Origin of the sequence: Pseudomonas sp. AG1028, from assembly GCF_007993955.1 — a bacterium.
GTDB lineage: Bacteria > Pseudomonadota > Gammaproteobacteria > Pseudomonadales > Pseudomonadaceae > Aquipseudomonas > Aquipseudomonas straminea.
Window position 1 is genome coordinate 35,324 of record NZ_VIVP01000007.1, and the last position, 15,567, is coordinate 50,890.

The following is a 15,567-nucleotide window of genomic DNA, read 5'->3' on the forward strand; positions in this document are numbered from 1 at the left end:
CGCATGATCCGTTCTCCGCTGACCCTCGCCCTGCTGGGCCTGACCCTGGCTGCGTGTTCCCCGGCCGACCCACAGGCCACCACCAGTTCGGCGTTGGCCGAAGGCGTTTTGCTGCCGGCCCACGCCACCTGGAAAGAGGCCGACGTCGCCCTGGCCAGCAGCGCCAAGGCCTTCTGCGCAGGCCAGGAAGATCTCGGCCGGGCGCGTCAGGCATTCCTTACCGCGCAAAGCGCGTGGGCCAGCCTGCAGCCTCTGGCGGTCGGTCCGCTGGCCGAGGGCAACCGCGCCTGGCAGGTACAGTTCTGGCCGGACAAGAAAAATCTCGTGGCGCGCCAGGTCGAAGCACTGGTCAAGGCCAAGCCACAGCTCGGCACAGCCGATCTGGAAAAGGCCAGCGTGGTCGTCCAGGGGCTCACCGCTTACGAATACCTTATGTTCGATCCCGAGATCGATCTCCAGAACGCCGAGCAGAAAACCCGCTACTGCCCGCTGCTGGTGGCCGTCGGCGAGCATCAGCAGGCGCTGGCCACCAGCGTGCTGGAGCAGTGGCAAGGCGACAATGGTGCCCTGGCGCTATTTCGCACTTTCCCCAACGAGCGCTACGCCGAAGCGGGTGAAGCGATCTCCGATATGCTGCGCACCCAGGTCAGCGCCATCGACGGCCTGAAGAAGAAACTCGGTGCCCCGCTGGGCCGTCAGAGCAAAGGCGTTCCACAGCCCTACCAGGCCGAAGCGTGGCGCAGCCAGGCCAGCCTGAGCAACCTGAGCGCCACACTGAGCGGCGCCGAGCAGCTCTGGCACGGCGCCAAAAACGATGGCCTGCAGGCCTTGCTGGGCAGCGATCAGGACGATCTCAAGAAACGCATCGACGCTGCCTACGCGGAAAGTCGCAAGCAACTGGCCGGCCTGCAGCGCCCGCTCGGCGAGCTACTCGCCGACGATGCCGGCCGCCAGAGCCTCAACGCCTTCTACGACAGCCTCAACGTGCTGCACCGCCTGCACGAAGGCGAACTGGCGCGAGCGCTGGGCATCCAGCTGGGCTTCAACGCCCATGACGGAGACTGAACCATGAGCATGAAACGCCGGGCGTTTCTCGGCCTGAGCGCCACCCTGCTGGCTGCCGGCGCCGTTGGTGGCTGGAAGCTGACCCACACCGGTCACCAGCCACTGCTGCTATCGGCACGCAACGATGAAGGCGGCAAGCATTACGCGGTCGGCTATCGCCTCGACGGCGAGCGCGCCTTCGTCACCCAGGTGACCGAGCGCTGCCACGACGTAGTGCCCCACCCCAGCCTACCGATGGCGCTGTTCGTCGGGCGCCGGCCGAGCACCGAGAGCTATCTGATCGACACCCGCGACGGCCGCCTGCTGCACACCCTGCCCAGCGAGAAGGATCGGCATTTCTACGGCCACGCGGTGTTCCATAAGAATGGCGAATGGCTGTACGCCACCGAGAACGACACCCGCGATCCCGGCCGTGGCGTGATTGGCGCCTATCGCCTGGAGGGCGAAACGCTGGTGCACCGCGACGAGCTTTCCAGCCACGGCCTGGGGCCCCACCAGCTGCTGTGGATGCCCGACGGCGAAACCCTGGTAGTGGCCAACGGCGGTATTCGCACCGAGGCGGAAAGCCGGGTGGAGATGAACCTCGACGCCATGGAAGCCAGCCTTGTGCTGATGGGCCGCGACGGCACGCTGCATAGCAAGGAACAGCTGCCCGAGCCGATGAACAGCGTGCGCCACCTGGCCGTGGCCAGCGATGGCACCGTGGTCAGCGGCCAGCAGTACATGGGCGATCCCATGGACGCCGTGCCCCTGGTGGCGATCAAGCGCCCGGGCCAGCCGTTCCAGCACTTCCCCATGGCGGACGCGCAGCGCCAGATGATGAGCCAGTACACCGCCAGCGTCGCCGTGCACAGCGAGCTGCGCCTGCTGGCGATGACCGCCCCGCGCGGCAACCGCCTGTTCATCTGGGATCTGGACAGTGGCGCCGTGCGCCTGGACGCAGCCCTCCCCGACTGCGCCGGCGTCGGCGCAGTGCAGAACGGCTTCGTGGTCAGCGCCGGTATCGGCCGCTGCCGCCTCTACGACTGCCGCAGCGAACGCATCGCCATGCAGCCGCTGGAGCTGCCGGCAGGGTTCTGGGATAACCACCTGCGCCTGGCTTGATTGCTGTCAACGGTGGGAGCGCAGCGTGTACGCGGTTTTCCGCGGGCATGGCCCGCTCCCACTGTCACGAACTGCTAAAACATTGCCAACGTAGGATGGGTCGGGCTGCGTAGGTGAACCCCATCAACGCTCGATGGGTTGCACCCATCCTGCGGCTGCGACTGACGTGCAGAAAGGTGGCTGGAGCGGCCGTTCGCGTAAATTGTAGGAGGGGCTTTAGCCCCGAGCTCTTTGCACCCTCATAAAGCTCGGAGCTAAAGCTCCTCCTACAAGAGCGGCGGTGCCCGATGTCTGCTTCTGCCTTAAAGCAACCCCAACTGCTCCGCCCGCGGCTCGTTGTCGGTGTACGGCGGCAATGGCGGAAGGCCCGGTAACCGCTCGCTCAACAGCGCGTGAAAACGCAGCGCCTGAGCCGCGGCCAGGTGATTGTCCGGGGTATGCAGGAATACATGGGGCGTCAGGCCCTGCTCGATCCAGGCAGCGATCTTGTCCAGCCAGGGCTCGAGAAACGGCTGGTTGGCGTCCAGGTCCGGCCCGCCGATGAAGCGCACCTGGGGGCTGTCCGTGAACGCCGCCGGGCGAATCGGCAGACGCGGTTTCTTGGACTGAGCATGCAGCACCGCCGGGTCGCGGGACGTGCAACTGAACAGCGCCCGGGAATCCAGGCAGATACGCTCGACGCCACGCTCGTGCAGCAGCCGATTGAGTACCCGCTCCTCGTCGCCCTTGTCGAAGAACGCTGGATGTCGCACTTCCACGGCGATCCGCCGGTTGGCGAATTCGTCCAGCCAAACCGCCAGCTCACCCAGCCGCGAAGGGCCGAACTGCGCCGGCAGCTGCAACCATAGCGGCGTGATGCGCTCGCCCAGCGGTGCAAGCAGATCGAGAAATGCCTGGGTGCTGCCCAGCTGGTCGCGCAGATCGCCTTCGTGGCTGATGTCCTTGTGTACCTTGGCGCAGAAACGGAAATGCGCCGGCATGCGCGTCACCCAGCGCGCGAGCTTTTCCGCGTCGGGCCGTGCATAGAAGGTGGTATTGCCCTCCACCGCGTTGAACACGCGGCAGTAGTGTTCCACGCTGTCACTCATGTTCAGGTCGGGCGGATAGAAGCTGCCGCGCCAGGCGGGCTCGTTCCAGGAAGGACAACCAAGAAAATAGGGAAGCATCGCGAATCGCTAGACAGCCAAAACGGCTATTGTGCCTGAGCCAGACGGCTCAGCGACCGCCAATCGATCAGGCGTAGAGGTCGAGGCCCAGAATCTGCTGGGCATCCTGATCGCGGGCGAACGCGGCGGTGCTGCTGTAGCTGGCGATGGCCTGGGCAGCGCGGTTGCTCATGGCCGGCTGGTAGGTGCTATCCAACGCGCGCACGGGGTAGTTGTCGGTGCTGGCATTGCTCTGTTGCACGCGACGAATCTGCGGGGTCTGTTCGAAGCCCTGGGTGGCTGCGGTAGGTGCCGGCTGCTCACGCTTTACTTCCGTTTCCCGGTTCGCCTCACGATAGGGCGTAACCGCAGTCCCCGAGCGGGGGCCACGATCCGGTGAATAGGGCGCGATGTTACCGTCGATACGCATCAATGAAGGCTCGGCAGGAAGGCGTGCGGAAGTACCGGCAATTTAGCCGCGTCGTCCGCCCTTGGCAATTAATGTCGGTAAGTTGACGACAAAAGGACGACCCTTTCGTCGCTCGGTGATCAAAAGCCCGCCGGTGGCGGCATCTTTGGCGTCGCGACCTGATCGCGCAGGTAGATCGGCTGGGCCTGATCGGCCACCACCGCCTCGCCGCGGGCCCAGGCGAAACGGGCCAGGCTCAGCAGATCTTCGGCATGGGGCAGCATCGCCCCGTCGCAGGCAGCGACCTGGCCACCGATGCGCTCGGCGAAGGTGCCCCAACCGGTGCCGGCGCCAAACCATTCGCCGTGGGCGTCGTCCGGCAGCAACGCGCGTTCTGGAGCAAGTACGGCTTCGCGCCCGAGCAGACGCATCTCGCCCGCTTCGGCCCGGTAGCAGCCCCAGTACACCTCATCCATGCGCGCATCGATGGCGGCAGCGACCTGGCTGGCGCCATGTTCACGCTGTGCGCGCTGCGCCAGCACGGCCAGATTGGAGACCGGCAGCACCGGGCGATCCAGCGCGAAGGCCAGTCCCTGGACCACGCCGATGGCGATACGCACGCCGGTGAAGGCGCCCGGGCCGCGGCCGAAGGCGATGGCGTCCAGCGCCGACAGCGCGACGCCCTGCTCGGCCAGCAGCGTCTTGATCATCGGCAGCAGTTTCTGCGCGTGCAGGCGCGGAATCACCTCGTAGTGGCTCGTCACGCGGCCGTCATGCAGCAAGGCGACGGAGCAGGCTTCGGTGGCGGTATCGAGGGCCAGCAGAGTGGTCATGGCGATCTGTAGAGGTAGCTGAGCGGGCGGGCATTAAAACGGTTTGGGGCGTTTTTTTCCAGCACGGCGGGCCAACTGGCGCTACGCAGTGGCCAGGCGGCCGCCGGATAAACAACCGGCGCCCAAAGGGGCGCCGGTGATGAGGATCAGCGATCCAGGGCGGGGGTTACCACTTCTCGATAACGGGCTTGGCGTCCCAGGCCTTGAGGGGCTCTTTCGACCAGGTGCCATAGCCGGCATTCGGGAACACGATCCACTCGGTGCCCCACTTGGCCGACTCGGCATCGGCAGTGGCGCGCTGCTCGGCCACCGGTTTTTTGCGGAAGCGCGCATCGAAATCATGCAGGGTGTCGCCGAGCAGCATCACGATGCGGTAGTCCTTGGCGACCAGCTCGCGGCGCTCCACCTTGGGTGGCCCAAGCAGCAATACGCTGTCGGTGCTGACCTGAGGTAGCTCAAGTTTCTTGAGCGCCTTGAGGGTGTAGTCCTTTTGCTCCTCGGAGCGGTCGGACACGTAGCGAATGGTCACGCCCAGCTTGTCGGCGTGCTCGAGAAATTTCTTCGCACCGGGGATCAGCACCGGATCACCATCACGCTCCCACGGCAGCCAGGTGTCCCAGCCGTCATAGCTGTGGCAGTTGGCGAGGTCGCGCGCCAGCAACGCAGAGTTGTCGATCACCGTTTCATCCACATCGGTGACGATGGCCAGCTTGGAAGGATCCTTGGCCTTGGCCACAGCGGCGTCGAGCTTCTCGGTGGCGATGTTGTAAGCCTGCATCTGCAAGGCACGAACTTCCGCAGATTGCTGCTGGTAGCGCAGCGCCATGGTGAACTGGTCAACCGAGCATTCGCCCTTCTTCTCGGGGGCGCCGTCGGCCAAGGCGACGGATGCAGTCAGTGCCGATACCAGGGCGATGGGCAAGCAGGCGAATCTTCTGTTCTGGGTCATGGAATGCACTCTGATGGAGGGTGGGTTGTAGCCGCCTTTCTCGAAGTTCTTCGTGACGGTCGATCAAACCAGCCCGCGCAGCGGCGCGCCGGCTGGAATTCGGAGCATGCCAGATGGCGATGGAGAGCCCGATAGTAACGAAACGGCAGCGGCCGTGGCTGCCTGACAGCGACCCGAATTGGGCCCGTGATAGCTCTGGCATGCCCAGAAACGACAACGGCCCGCAAGCGGGCCGTTGTTGAAGTGGGTCAGGTCAGCTCAGCGCTGCCAGCACCTTGGCGGTGATCTGCTCGACCGAGCCGACGCCTTCGATGGCGCTGTACTTCGGCGTGCCTTCGGCGGCCGACAGCTTCTGGTAGAAGTCCACCAGCGGTTTGGTCTGCGAGTGGTAGACCGACAGACGATGACGCACGGTGGCTTCCTTGTCGTCATCACGCTGGATCAGGTCTTCACCGGTTTCATCGTCCTTACCAGCCACCTTCGGCGGGTTGTGCTCGGTGTGGTACACGCGGCCCGAACCCGGGTGCACGCGGCGACCGGCGATGCGACCGACGATTTCTTCGTCGTCGACGGCGATTTCCACCACGTGGTCGATCTGCACGCCAGCATCTTTCAGGGCCTGAGCCTGCGGAATGGTGCGCGGGAAACCGTCGAACAGGAAGCCATTGGCGCAGTCAGGCTGAGCGATGCGTTCCTTGACCAGGTTGATGATCAGCTCATCGGAAACCAGACCGCCGGCGTCCATCACACTCTTGGCTGCCAGGCCCAGCTCGGTGCCGGCCTTGACCGCAGCACGCAGCATGTCGCCGGTGGAGATTTGCGGAATGGAGAATTTCTTGGTGATGAAACCTGCCTGAGTACCTTTGCCGGCACCGGGCGCCCCCAACAGAATCACGCGCATCGATGTGCTCCTCAAGTTCTTGGTATTGTGGACTCGCCTTGCGGGGCCAATCGCAACTGGATTTCGGCAGCCCGGCCAGGTGCCGAACTGTCAGAAGGTCGATCAAGATACACAGCGCTCCAATGCCGCACAAGCCGTTGAAAAGTCGCAGTTCGTGTCGACTTGCCGTTACGCTGGTACAGCTTGAGCGCAGCGGTGATGGCCGCGCCATCCCACCAAAGTCGAAAGCGCGCCGCACCCTGATCTATATCTGGCAATTCATCCCTGAATCAACGCTTTTGCCAGCACGATCATTCATCAATGCAGCGCGCTCGATAGCGCCTCAACCTGTGTTGCGCAGCCCTGCCGCAATCCCCGCCACACTGACCAGCAACGCCTGTTCCAGAGCGCTTCCGGGCTCCTGTTCACGCTGCCGTGAGCGGGCCAGCAGCTCGGCCTGCAGCAGGTGCAGCGGGTCGAGATAAGTGTTGCGCACGGTAATGAACTCCAGGGTTTCGGGACTGTGTACCAAGAGCTGCGATTGACCGGTCAGCCCCAGCACCACCTCGCTGGCCTGCGACAATAGGTCGCGTAAATGCGCGCCCAAAGGTTGCAGTTCAGGCGTCACCAGGCGCTCGTCATACAGCCTGGCGATCGACTCGTCGGCCTTGGCCAGCACCATCTCCAGCATGTCGATGCGCGTGCGGAAGAACGGCCACTGCTCGCGCATTTCGCGCAGCAACTCGCCCTCGCCACGCTCCAGCGCATTGCGCAAGGCGGCCTCCCAGCCGAGCCAAGCGGGCAGCATCAGGCGGGTCTGGGTCCAGGCGAAAATCCACGGGATGGCGCGCAGGCTTTCCACCCCACCCTCGCGACGCTTCGCTGGCCGGCTGCCCAAGGGCAGACGGCCAAGCTCCTGCTCGGGCGTGGCCTGGCGGAAGTACTCGACGAATTGCGGATGCTCGCGCACCACGCCGCGGTAGGTGGCCACGCCATCGGCGGCCAGCTTGTCCATCTGCGCGCGCCAGCTCTTCTGCGGCACCGGTGGCGGCAGCAAGGTGGCTTCCAGCACCGCGGCCAGGTAGAGGTTGAGGTTCTGCTCGGCGATATCCGGCATGCCGAACTTGAAGCGGATCATCTCGCCCTGCTCGGTGGTGCGGAAGCGCCCGTTAACCGAACCCGGCGGCTGCGATAGGATCGCCTCGTGGGCCGGGCCGCCGCCGCGTCCCACGGTGCCGCCGCGACCATGGAACAGCAGCAGCTCGACCTCGTGCTCGCGGCAGATGCGCACCAGGCTTTCCTGGGCGCGGTACTGCGCCCAGGCGGCTGCGGTGGTGCCGGCGTCCTTGGCGGAATCCGAATAGCCGATCATCACTTCCTGCGGGCCCTGCAGGCCGGCGCGATAGTCCGGCAGGCCAAGCAATCGCTCGATGGCCACAGCAGCGTTGTCCAGGTCCGCCAGGGTTTCGAACAGCGGCACCACTCGCATCGGGCGGCGCAGCCCGGCTTCCTTGAGCAGCAGCTGCACCGCGAGCACGTCCGAGGCAGCGCCCGCCATGGAGATCACATAGGAGCCCAGCGAGGCCGCCGGCGCAGCCGCCACTTCGCGGCAGGTGGCGAGCACTTCGGCCGCGTCGTCGCTGGGCTTGAAATCGGCCGGCAGCAAGGGCCGGCGACCGCTCAGCTCATCCTGCAGGAATGCCAGCCGCTGTTCTTCGTCCCAGCTGTCGTAGCGGCCCAGGCCCAGGTACTCGGTGATCTCGGCCATGGCAGAAGCATGACGGGTGGCGTCCTGGCGCACGTCGAGGCGCACCAGGAAGAGCCCGAAGGTACCGACGCGACGCAGGAAATCCAGCAGCGGGCCATCGGCGATCACCCCCATGCCGCAGTCATGCAGGGAGCGATAGCAGAGCAGCAAGGGCTCGCGCAGCTCGGCGTTATCGTGCAGCACCTGCGCTGGCGGATTGACCGACCCGGCCAGCGATTCGTGGGCCCAGGTTCGGGTGGCACGCAGCCGCTCGCGCAGTTGCTTGAGTACGGCGCGGTAGGGCTCGGCACTGTCACCTGCGCGGGCGCGCAGCTCGTCGTTGGCGCGCTGCATGGACAGCTCGGCGGCCAGGCTGTCGATGTCGCGCAGGTACAGGTCGGCGGCCATCCAGCGCGCCAGCAGCAGCACCTCGCGGGTAATCTTGGCGGTGACATTGGGGTTGCCGTCGCGATCACCGCCCATCCACGAGGCGAAGCGAATCGGGGCGGCGTCCAGCGGCAGGCGTTGCCCGGTTTCCCGCTGCAACGCCTGGTCGGCCTTGCGCATCATCGTCGGCAGCGCGTACCACAGGGAATTTTCGATCACCGCGAAGCCCCACTTGGCCTCGTCCACCGGGGTCGGCCGTACGCGGCGAATTTCCTCAGTGTGCCAGGCCTCGGCGATCAGCCGTTGCAGGCGGCTGGCAATGGCCTCACGTTCGGCGCTCGACAGGTCACTGTGATCCTGCTCGGCGAGCTGCGCGGATATGGCGTCGTACTTCTGAATCAGCGTGCGCCGCGACACCTCGGTGGGATGTGCGGTAAGCACCAGCTCGATATCCAGCTCGGCGACCTGTCGGGCCAGGGCTGCGGGCTCATGACCGTTGGCCCGCAGGCGCTGCAGCAACTCGTCGAACACGCGGTTTTCGAAGGGCTGCGCTTCGCCAGTGCCACGGCGGCGCACGCGGTGGTACTGCTCGGCGATATTGGCCAGGTTGAGAAACTGGTTGAAGGCGCGGGCCACCGGCAACAGCTCGTCATCGTGCAGCCCGTCGAGAGTTTCGCTGAGCTGCCGTGCGCCGTCAGCCGAGCCCTGGCGCGCGGCCTTGGCGCCCTTGCGAATGCGCTCGATCTTGTCGAGAAACGCTTCGCCGTGCTGATCGCGGATGGTGGTGCCGAGCAGCTCACCGAGTTGGTGAACATCCTCGCGTAGACGTGCATCGATTTGCGTCATACCAGTCTCCCATCGCCTCTGCGTGAGCCCTCAGATTGCCCAGCCGCGAGGCGCCTGACAAGCCAGGCCATGAGTAAAGCCGCATCCGGCCCGCACAACGAGCTGCAACCGGAACGCCACCGGAGCGCTCGGGTCTCTAGGAAACAACCCTGCCCCGAGGTCTCTATGAAGATTCGCCAGCTCGTCCAGCAATGGGAACAGAACGCCACCGGCCAGTTGACCAGCGCGCCTTACCAAGTGCACCTGGACGTGGAGGCCGCCGCCCGCCTGGCGGCGCTGCACCACATGTACCCCAAACGTCGCCCCGAAGAATTGCTCGCCGAACTGCTGAGCGCCGCGCTGGAAGACCTGGAAGCCAGCATGCCCTACGTGCAGGGCAGCCAGGTGGTGGCCACCGACGAGGAAGGCAATCCGGTCTATGAAGACATCGGGCCAACGCCGCGCTTTCTCGAACTGGCCCGCCACTACCGCCAGGAGCTCGACGCGGGGCAACCGCCCTCGCCAACCTGATCACTTGGTCAGATGCGTGCAGGCCAGCAGCCACGGGGCCTGCGCAGCTCTGAATGGCAACTCTCTGGTGGCACTCTGCAGTTTTTTGCTGAACGTTTCGCTAAGTGGCCAACTCACACAACTATGCCGATGCGACCACTGGTCGCCGGAGAAAAACTTACTCAGCAGCCCTACGCTCCTGAGCTCCGTCCGGCAGGTAACCATCGTGGAACCGACTGTTTTGCCAGTTATTTACCAATGGAGTTGCACACCATGACCACTAAAACTGCCCCAAATGCTCGTACCCAACTGGCCAGCTGGAAGGTCGCTGCGCTGGCCATTGGCAGCAGCCTGCTGCTGGCAGGCTGCGCTGGCAACCCGCCCAGCGAGCAGATGGCCGTGACCAAGTCCGCCGTCAATGAAGCCGTCAGCTCCGGCGGCACCGAGTTCGCCGCAGTAGAAACCAAATCCGCTCAGGACAAGCTCAAGCAGGCCGAGCTGGAAATGGTCGAAAAGAACTACGAAGAAGCCAAGCGGCTGGCTGAGCAGGCCGAGTGGGACGCCCGCGTAGCGACCCGCAAGACCCAGGCTGCCAAGGCGGACAAGGCGCTCAAGGATGCTCAGCAGGGTATCGAAGAGCTGCGTCAGGAAGGCATGCGTGGCGCCGAGCAGATGCGCCCTCAGGGTCAGCAGTAATAACGCCCCGCTACCGCTTTCGCCAATTCATAGAAGGATGAACGACCATGCGTAATCAAGTGATGATTCCTGCCCTGCTGGCCCTGAGCGTCGGCCTAGCTGCTTGCGCCTCCAAGCCCAACGTCAACCTGGAGCAGGCGCGCAGCAGCTACTCCAGCCTGCAGACCAACCCGGAGTCGGTCAAAGTAGCCGCTCTGGAAACCAAGGACGCCGGCGAAGCCCTGGAGCGTGCAGAGAAGGCCTACCGCGAGAAAGAAGACGAGAAGCGCGTCGACCAGCTGTCCTACCTGGCCAACAAGCGCATCGAGCTTGCCGAACAGACCATCGCTCTGCGCACCACCGAGCAGAACCTGGAGCAGACCGGCGCCCAACGTGCCCAGGCGCGTCTGGAAGCCCGCGATGCGCAGATCAAGCAGCTGCAGGACAGCCTGAACGCCAAGCAGACCGAGCGCGGCACCCTGGTGACCTTTGGTGACGTACTGTTCGATCTGGATCGCTCCGAGCTCAAGCCGGGCGGCATGCACAACATCACCAAGCTCGCCCAGTTCCTGCAGGAAAACCCGGATCGCAAGGTGATCGTCGAAGGCTACACCGACAGCACCGGCTCGGCTCAGTACAACCAGAGCCTGTCCGAGCGCCGCGCCAACTCCGTTCGCGCCGCGCTGATCAGCCAGGGTGTCGGCCCGGAGCGCATCGTCGCTCAGGGTTATGGCAAAGAATACCCGGTTGCCAGCAACAGCGACTCGGCCGGCCGCGCCATGAATCGTCGTGTGGAAGTGACTATTTCCAACGACAACAAGCCGGTCGCCCCACGCTCGAGCATGAGCAACTAAGGCTCTGGCCTGCCTGAGGGAGTCTGCTGCGCAAGGCTACAGACTTCCTTGAATGACAAACCCCGCTCAGGCGGGGTTTATCATTTCAGGGGTTGCAGCGCACCGCGCGCTTGGCGTCATCCACCAGTACGCCGCTGAGGCCCTTCTGCTGTAGATCGAACAGTACCAGCACGCCATCGATGCACTGCGCCACTTGGTCGGCGGGCTTCAGGCTGACCCGGTAATCCTCGCCGGGAATGGTCTTGAGCATGGTGAATTCGGCCAGCAGCAAGGCGTCTTCAGGCTTGGCGAAATGCAGGTAGCCGTAATAACCGAGCACCGCCACGGTGCCGGCGACGCTGCCGATGGCGGTGAGAATCAGAGGAATGGGGTTGGGCGCTGTCATACCGGCATCATCTCGGTGCAGGCTGCCCGGTCAGGCAGCTCGGAAAAGTGGGGATCTGCCGCATCGCCACCGACCCGAGCCGGTGCTCAGAGGATATTGGCGTAGTCGGCTTCGATCCGATCCAGGCTCAGGTGATTGAGGAAGTTGGAAAAGCACATCCAGGCCGACAGCGAGTTGAGGTCGCGAAACTGCTGCGGTAGGTACTTGGGTGGGCTCACCAGGCCTTCATCGACCAGCTGGCGTAGCGTACGCATATCCTCGAGCGTGGTCTTGCCACAGAACAATAAAGGGATCTGTTCCAGCTTTCCTTTGCGCACCGCGAGCTGGATATAGTTGTAGATCATGATGAAACCCTTCAGATAAGAAAGGTCCTTGGTAAAGGGCAGACCGTCCGGCGCCGAGCCGCGGAAGGCTCGGCTGGCATTGCTGTAGCTGTCTTCCAGGCTGAAACCCTGCTCGCGGTAGAAATCGCAGACCTGCACGAAGTCGGCGCCCTGCTCGGCCATGTGAATGGCGCGAGTACGGTTGGTCAGCTTGCGCAGGCGGCTGGGGTAGGAGGCGAACGCGATCACTTCCATGAGAATCGCCAGGCCTTCCTGGGTGACCGTCGACGAGGGTGGCCCCTTGGCCAGAAAGGTGCAGATCGGCTGGTTCTGGCCATTCAGCGTGGTCGCCACGTGCACCAGCCCTTCGTGCACTTCCAGCGCCTTGACGTCACGCTCGTTGAACATGGCGTCAGTGCGGATCTTGATGTAGTCGGCGCCGGCCGCGGCGTCGGCAAGAATGCCGTCGGACTCGAACACACGAATGGTGTTCTCGCTCTCGCCGAATACCAGGTTCAGGCGGCTCTGCAGCAGGGCCACGGCTTCCTTGGCGCCCAGGGTTTTGGGTTCGTCCTTGAGATCACCGCGGCTGTCGATGTTGTTCAGGTAGTCGGAAAACATCAGCCCCAGATCCGCCAGGGTCGGGTCACCGGCGTGGAAGGCGTCGGACGCAGCGCCGTACAGCTCCTGGGAAATCAGCCCGAAATCCGAGGTGCCGCGCGCTTCCAGCATGCGAATCACCATGCGGTACTCGCGGCACATGCGGCGCATGATCTGCCCGACCGGGTTGAACTGACCGAGCTGGCGGGTGATGTCGCGCTCGATATTCTGGAATTCCAGCTTCTTGGCGGCCGGGTCAAAGGGCAGCGGACGGCTGTCGTAGTAGCTACGGTCGATGGCCGGCAGCTCGCGGCCCTTGTGCTTGAGAAAGGTCTGGCGAACGGAATCGTCCCATTTCACCGCATCGAGCACGCGGATTGGCGTCTGCGCCTCGACAATGCGGTCGGACAGCGCGCGCACCGCCAGTTGGTAGCCGTCGAGTGCTAGGTGGCTGTTCATGGCAATCCTCTTTGCGTTGAAAATGTCAGGGCACGCTGCGCTGGTAGCGCGCCACTTCGACGAACAGGTCGGAGTTGGCAGGATCGTTCAGGTAGGCGAACACCTTGTCCAACTTGCTGGTGACCAGCACGCCCTGGCCCTGGGGCATCTGTACGTCGTTGCCGGCCAGCTCGCCCGTGGCGATGGCCTGGCGAATACGCTCAACATCCAGGTTGAAAAGCACCAGCTCGCCGGTCTGTGTCAGTTCGAAGCCGCCGATGGCGTAGTTGGCGCCCATGCGCTTGGGCAGGCCCGCAGACAGGTACCAGCGCCGCCCGTGGTGGGCCACGGTGAAGCTGTAGCTCTGCACGCTGGGCACGTTATCCGGGTTGTCGACGTAGGTGTCGGCCTTGTACAGGTTGGAGCCGGCACGGGTGATGTCCAGGTAACGCAGCTCGCCCCACTCGTCCACCCGCGACCACACGCCGAGCAGCGGAATCGGCGCCGCCTCGTTGGCCGGAATCGGCTCCCTGAAGGTCACCAGGCAGCCGCTCAAGAGCAGCAACGACAGCACCACCAATGCGCGACAGGCTTTCATCATGCTCTCCTTGAGACAGGCGTGTGGCCGGCAACGGCCTGATAGTCCAACCCTGCTGCGCACTGCGTCAAGCGCGCTATCTCAAGGATAGGCGCAGAATCGCGGGCAATAAAAAGCCGCCCTGAGGCGGCTCGTTCGATCCTTAGAGCCTGTTCACGATCTCGCGAGCTAGAGCGATCCAAGGCAAAAACAAGCGAGGAAGCGGAGTTTACAAGTGGTAAATGAGCATTCCGAGCTTGTTTTTAACGCAGGAGCGCCGACGCGCAGCAGATAGCGAACAGGTTCTTAGAGTTCCGGGCGCATGTGCGGGAATAGAATCACGTCACGAATCGACGGCGAATTGGTCAGCAACATCACCAGACGGTCGATGCCGATGCCCTCGCCCGCAGTCGGCGGCATGCCGTACTCGAGGGCGCGCACGAAGTCGGCGTCGAAGTGCATGGCTTCGTCGTCACCGGCGTCCTTGTCGGCCACCTGCTGCATGAAGCGCGCGGCCTGGTCTTCAGCGTCGTTGAGCTCGGAGTAGGCATTGGCGATCTCGCGGCCACCGATGAACAGCTCGAAGCGATCGGTCACGCTTGGATCATCGTCGCTGCGACGGGCCAGCGGCGAGACTTCGAACGGGTAACGAGTGATGAAGTGCGGCTGCTCCAGCTTGTGCTCGACCAGCTCCTCGAAAATCATCACCTGCAGCTTGCCCAGGCCTTCGAAGCCGAGCACCTTGGCGCCGGCTTTCTTGGCGATGGCGCGAGCCTTGTCCAGATCCTGCAGGTCAGCGGCAGTGATTTCCGGGTTGTACTTGAGGATGGAGTCGAACACCGACAGGCGTACGAATGGCTCGCCGAAGTGGAACACCTTGTCGCCGTACGGCACGTCGGTGCTACCGAGAATGGTCTGGGCCAGCTCGCGGAACAGCTCCTCGGTCAGGTCCATGTTGTCTTCGTAGTCGGCGTAGGCCTGGTAGAACTCGAGCATGGTGAACTCGGGGTTGTGCCGGGTCGAAACGCCTTCGTTACGGAAGTTGCGGTTGATCTCGAAGACCCTTTCGAAGCCACCAACCACCAGACGCTTGAGGTACAGCTCCGGCGCGATGCGCAGGAACATGGCCATGTCCAGGGCATTGTGGTGAGTTTCGAACGGCTTGGCCGCGGCCCCCCCGGGAATGGTCTGCAGCATCGGCGTTTCCACTTCCAGGAAGTTGCGCTCGGCGAGGAACTTGCGGATGTGGGCGATGACGTGGGAACGCACGCGGAAGGTGTCGCGTACTTCTTCGTTGACGATCAGGTCGACGTAGCGCTGGCGGTAGCGCTGCTCGGTATCGGTCAGGCCGTGGTGCTTGTCCGGCAGCGGGCGCAGCGACTTGGTCAGCAGGCGCACGCTGGTCATCTCGACGTAAAGGTCGCCCTTGCCGGAACGGGCCAGGGTGCCTTCGGCGGCGATGATGTCGCCCATGTCCCAGGTCTTTACCTGAGCCAGGGTTTCTTCGGGCAGGGTCTTACGGTTGACGTAGACCTGGATACGCCCGCTCATGTCCTGGATGACCATGAACGCGCCACGGTTGAGCATGATGCGCCCGGCAACCTTGACCGGAATGGCCGCCGCTTCCAGCTCTTCCTTGGTCTTGTCCACGTACTGTTTCTGCAGCTCGGCGCAGAGATTGTCGCGGCGGAAGTCGTTCGGGAAGGCACTGCCCTGCTCACGGATGGCAGCAAGCTTTTCCTTGCGCTGGGCAATCAGCTTGTTTTCTTCCTGTTGCAGTTCGTGCTGGTCGGGCTGTTGGTCGCTCATGGTCGTCTGTCTGCCTGGCGTCTGGTCACTGATTCGATGAATAAATCCGCAG

15 protein-coding genes are annotated in these 15,567 nt (G+C 63.9%); 5 read left to right on the top strand and 10 right to left on the bottom strand.

The genetic code is table 11. The features are described 5' to 3' along the window. Positions 1–3: 3 nt before the first annotated feature. Together FB481_RS12830 and FB481_RS12835 are read left to right on the top strand one after the other, a co-directional pair. Complete coding sequence (locus tag FB481_RS12830; protein ID WP_147176648.1) at positions 4–1,065, top strand: imelysin family protein; 1,062 nt, start codon at positions 4–6, stop codon at positions 1,063–1,065. A gap of 9 nt (positions 1,066–1,074) precedes the next feature. Continuing rightward, entirely contained in the window at positions 1,075–2,169 is a 1,095-nt protein-coding gene (locus FB481_RS12835) for a DUF1513 domain-containing protein (protein ID WP_147176808.1), read from the top strand. Between the two features lie 302 nt (positions 2,170–2,471). On the opposite strand, the gene FB481_RS12840 is transcribed toward FB481_RS12835, so the two are convergent. The 6 genes from FB481_RS12840 to ppc form a co-directional block, all read right to left on the bottom strand. Continuing rightward, entirely contained in the window at positions 2,472–3,335 is an 864-nt protein-coding gene (locus FB481_RS12840) for a DUF72 domain-containing protein (protein ID WP_147176649.1), read from the bottom strand. Positions 3,336–3,402: 67 nt separating this feature from the next. Then, positions 3,403–3,744 (bottom strand): hypothetical protein, encoded by a 342-nt coding sequence (locus tag FB481_RS12845; RefSeq protein WP_147176650.1) that lies wholly within the window; start codon positions 3,742–3,744, stop codon positions 3,403–3,405. A gap of 119 nt (positions 3,745–3,863) precedes the next feature. Then, entirely contained in the window at positions 3,864–4,556 is a 693-nt protein-coding gene (gene tsaB / locus FB481_RS12850) for a tRNA (adenosine(37)-N6)-threonylcarbamoyltransferase complex dimerization subunit type 1 TsaB (RefSeq protein WP_147176651.1), read from the bottom strand. Positions 4,557–4,722: 166 nt separating this feature from the next. Further along, the gene (locus FB481_RS12855) at positions 4,723–5,505 is read right to left on the bottom strand and encodes a 5'-nucleotidase, lipoprotein e(P4) family (protein WP_147176652.1); all 783 of its coding nucleotides are present in this window, start codon (positions 5,503–5,505) and stop codon (positions 4,723–4,725) included. Between the two features lie 253 nt (positions 5,506–5,758). Continuing rightward, positions 5,759–6,406 (bottom strand): adenylate kinase, encoded by a 648-nt coding sequence (gene adk / locus FB481_RS12860; RefSeq protein ID WP_013790274.1) that lies wholly within the window; start codon positions 6,404–6,406, stop codon positions 5,759–5,761. Between the two features lie 322 nt (positions 6,407–6,728). Continuing rightward, a complete protein-coding gene (ppc, locus tag FB481_RS12865; RefSeq protein ID WP_147176653.1) occupies positions 6,729–9,365 on the bottom strand; it encodes a phosphoenolpyruvate carboxylase in 2,637 nt (878 codons plus the stop codon). Between the two features lie 165 nt (positions 9,366–9,530). Between ppc and FB481_RS12870 the strand changes: the two genes are divergently transcribed. From FB481_RS12870 to FB481_RS12880, 3 genes are all read left to right on the top strand, one after another. Then, on the top strand, positions 9,531–9,875 hold the full coding sequence (locus FB481_RS12870; protein WP_093506130.1) for a pilin assembly protein: 345 nt from the start codon (positions 9,531–9,533) through the stop codon (positions 9,873–9,875). A gap of 237 nt (positions 9,876–10,112) precedes the next feature. Further along, positions 10,113–10,550, top strand: coding sequence for a DUF4398 domain-containing protein (locus FB481_RS12875; RefSeq protein ID WP_093506133.1), 438 nt, complete (start codon positions 10,113–10,115; stop codon positions 10,548–10,550). 47 nt (positions 10,551–10,597) lie between these two features. Further along, positions 10,598–11,383: an OmpA family protein gene (locus tag FB481_RS12880; RefSeq protein WP_093506135.1), complete on the top strand. Its 786-nt coding sequence runs from the start codon at positions 10,598–10,600 to the stop codon at positions 11,381–11,383. 85 nt (positions 11,384–11,468) lie between these two features. On the opposite strand, the gene FB481_RS12885 is transcribed toward FB481_RS12880, so the two are convergent. From FB481_RS12885 to lysS, 4 genes are all read right to left on the bottom strand, one after another. Next, positions 11,469–11,768 (bottom strand): hypothetical protein, encoded by a 300-nt coding sequence (locus tag FB481_RS12885; RefSeq protein WP_093506137.1) that lies wholly within the window; start codon positions 11,766–11,768, stop codon positions 11,469–11,471. Positions 11,769–11,854: 86 nt separating this feature from the next. Beyond that, positions 11,855–13,150, bottom strand: coding sequence for a flavohemoglobin expression-modulating QEGLA motif protein (locus FB481_RS12890; RefSeq protein ID WP_093506139.1), 1,296 nt, complete (start codon positions 13,148–13,150; stop codon positions 11,855–11,857). 25 nt (positions 13,151–13,175) lie between these two features. Beyond that, positions 13,176–13,727: a hypothetical protein gene (locus FB481_RS12895; RefSeq protein ID WP_093506141.1), complete on the bottom strand. Its 552-nt coding sequence runs from the start codon at positions 13,725–13,727 to the stop codon at positions 13,176–13,178. 285 nt (positions 13,728–14,012) lie between these two features. After that, positions 14,013–15,515: a lysine--tRNA ligase gene (gene lysS / locus FB481_RS12900; protein WP_147176654.1), complete on the bottom strand. Its 1,503-nt coding sequence runs from the start codon at positions 15,513–15,515 to the stop codon at positions 14,013–14,015. Positions 15,516–15,567 lie beyond the last annotated feature (52 nt).

Excerpts from the sequence above, each read along its gene's own strand:
- FB481_RS12890 (WP_093506139.1), bottom strand. The coding sequence starts at position 13,150 with ATGAACAGCCACCTAGCACTCGACGGCTACCAACTGGCGGTGCGCGCG.
- FB481_RS12840 (WP_147176649.1), bottom strand. The coding sequence starts at position 3,335 with ATGCTTCCCTATTTTCTTGGTTGTCCTTCCTGGAACGAGCCCGCCTGG.
- FB481_RS12885 (WP_093506137.1), bottom strand. The coding sequence starts at position 11,768 with ATGACAGCGCCCAACCCCATTCCTCTGATTCTCACCGCCATCGGCAGC.
- lysS (WP_147176654.1), bottom strand. The coding sequence starts at position 15,515 with ATGAGCGACCAACAGCCCGACCAGCACGAACTGCAACAGGAAGAAAAC.
- FB481_RS12830 (WP_147176648.1), top strand. The coding sequence starts at position 4 with ATGATCCGTTCTCCGCTGACCCTCGCCCTGCTGGGCCTGACCCTGGCT.
- ppc (WP_147176653.1), bottom strand. The coding sequence starts at position 9,365 with ATGACGCAAATCGATGCACGTCTACGCGAGGATGTTCACCAACTCGGT.
- FB481_RS12870 (WP_093506130.1), top strand. The coding sequence starts at position 9,531 with ATGAAGATTCGCCAGCTCGTCCAGCAATGGGAACAGAACGCCACCGGC.
- FB481_RS12845 (WP_147176650.1), bottom strand. The coding sequence starts at position 3,744 with ATGCGTATCGACGGTAACATCGCGCCCTATTCACCGGATCGTGGCCCC.
- tsaB (WP_147176651.1), bottom strand. The coding sequence starts at position 4,556 with ATGACCACTCTGCTGGCCCTCGATACCGCCACCGAAGCCTGCTCCGTC.
- FB481_RS12875 (WP_093506133.1), top strand. The coding sequence starts at position 10,113 with ATGGAGTTGCACACCATGACCACTAAAACTGCCCCAAATGCTCGTACC.
- FB481_RS12855 (WP_147176652.1), bottom strand. The coding sequence starts at position 5,505 with ATGACCCAGAACAGAAGATTCGCCTGCTTGCCCATCGCCCTGGTATCG.
- adk (WP_013790274.1), bottom strand. The coding sequence starts at position 6,406 with ATGCGCGTGATTCTGTTGGGGGCGCCCGGTGCCGGCAAAGGTACTCAG.
- FB481_RS12880 (WP_093506135.1), top strand. The coding sequence starts at position 10,598 with ATGCGTAATCAAGTGATGATTCCTGCCCTGCTGGCCCTGAGCGTCGGC.
- FB481_RS12835 (WP_147176808.1), top strand. The coding sequence starts at position 1,075 with ATGAAACGCCGGGCGTTTCTCGGCCTGAGCGCCACCCTGCTGGCTGCC.
- FB481_RS12895 (WP_093506141.1), bottom strand. The coding sequence starts at position 13,727 with ATGAAAGCCTGTCGCGCATTGGTGGTGCTGTCGTTGCTGCTCTTGAGC.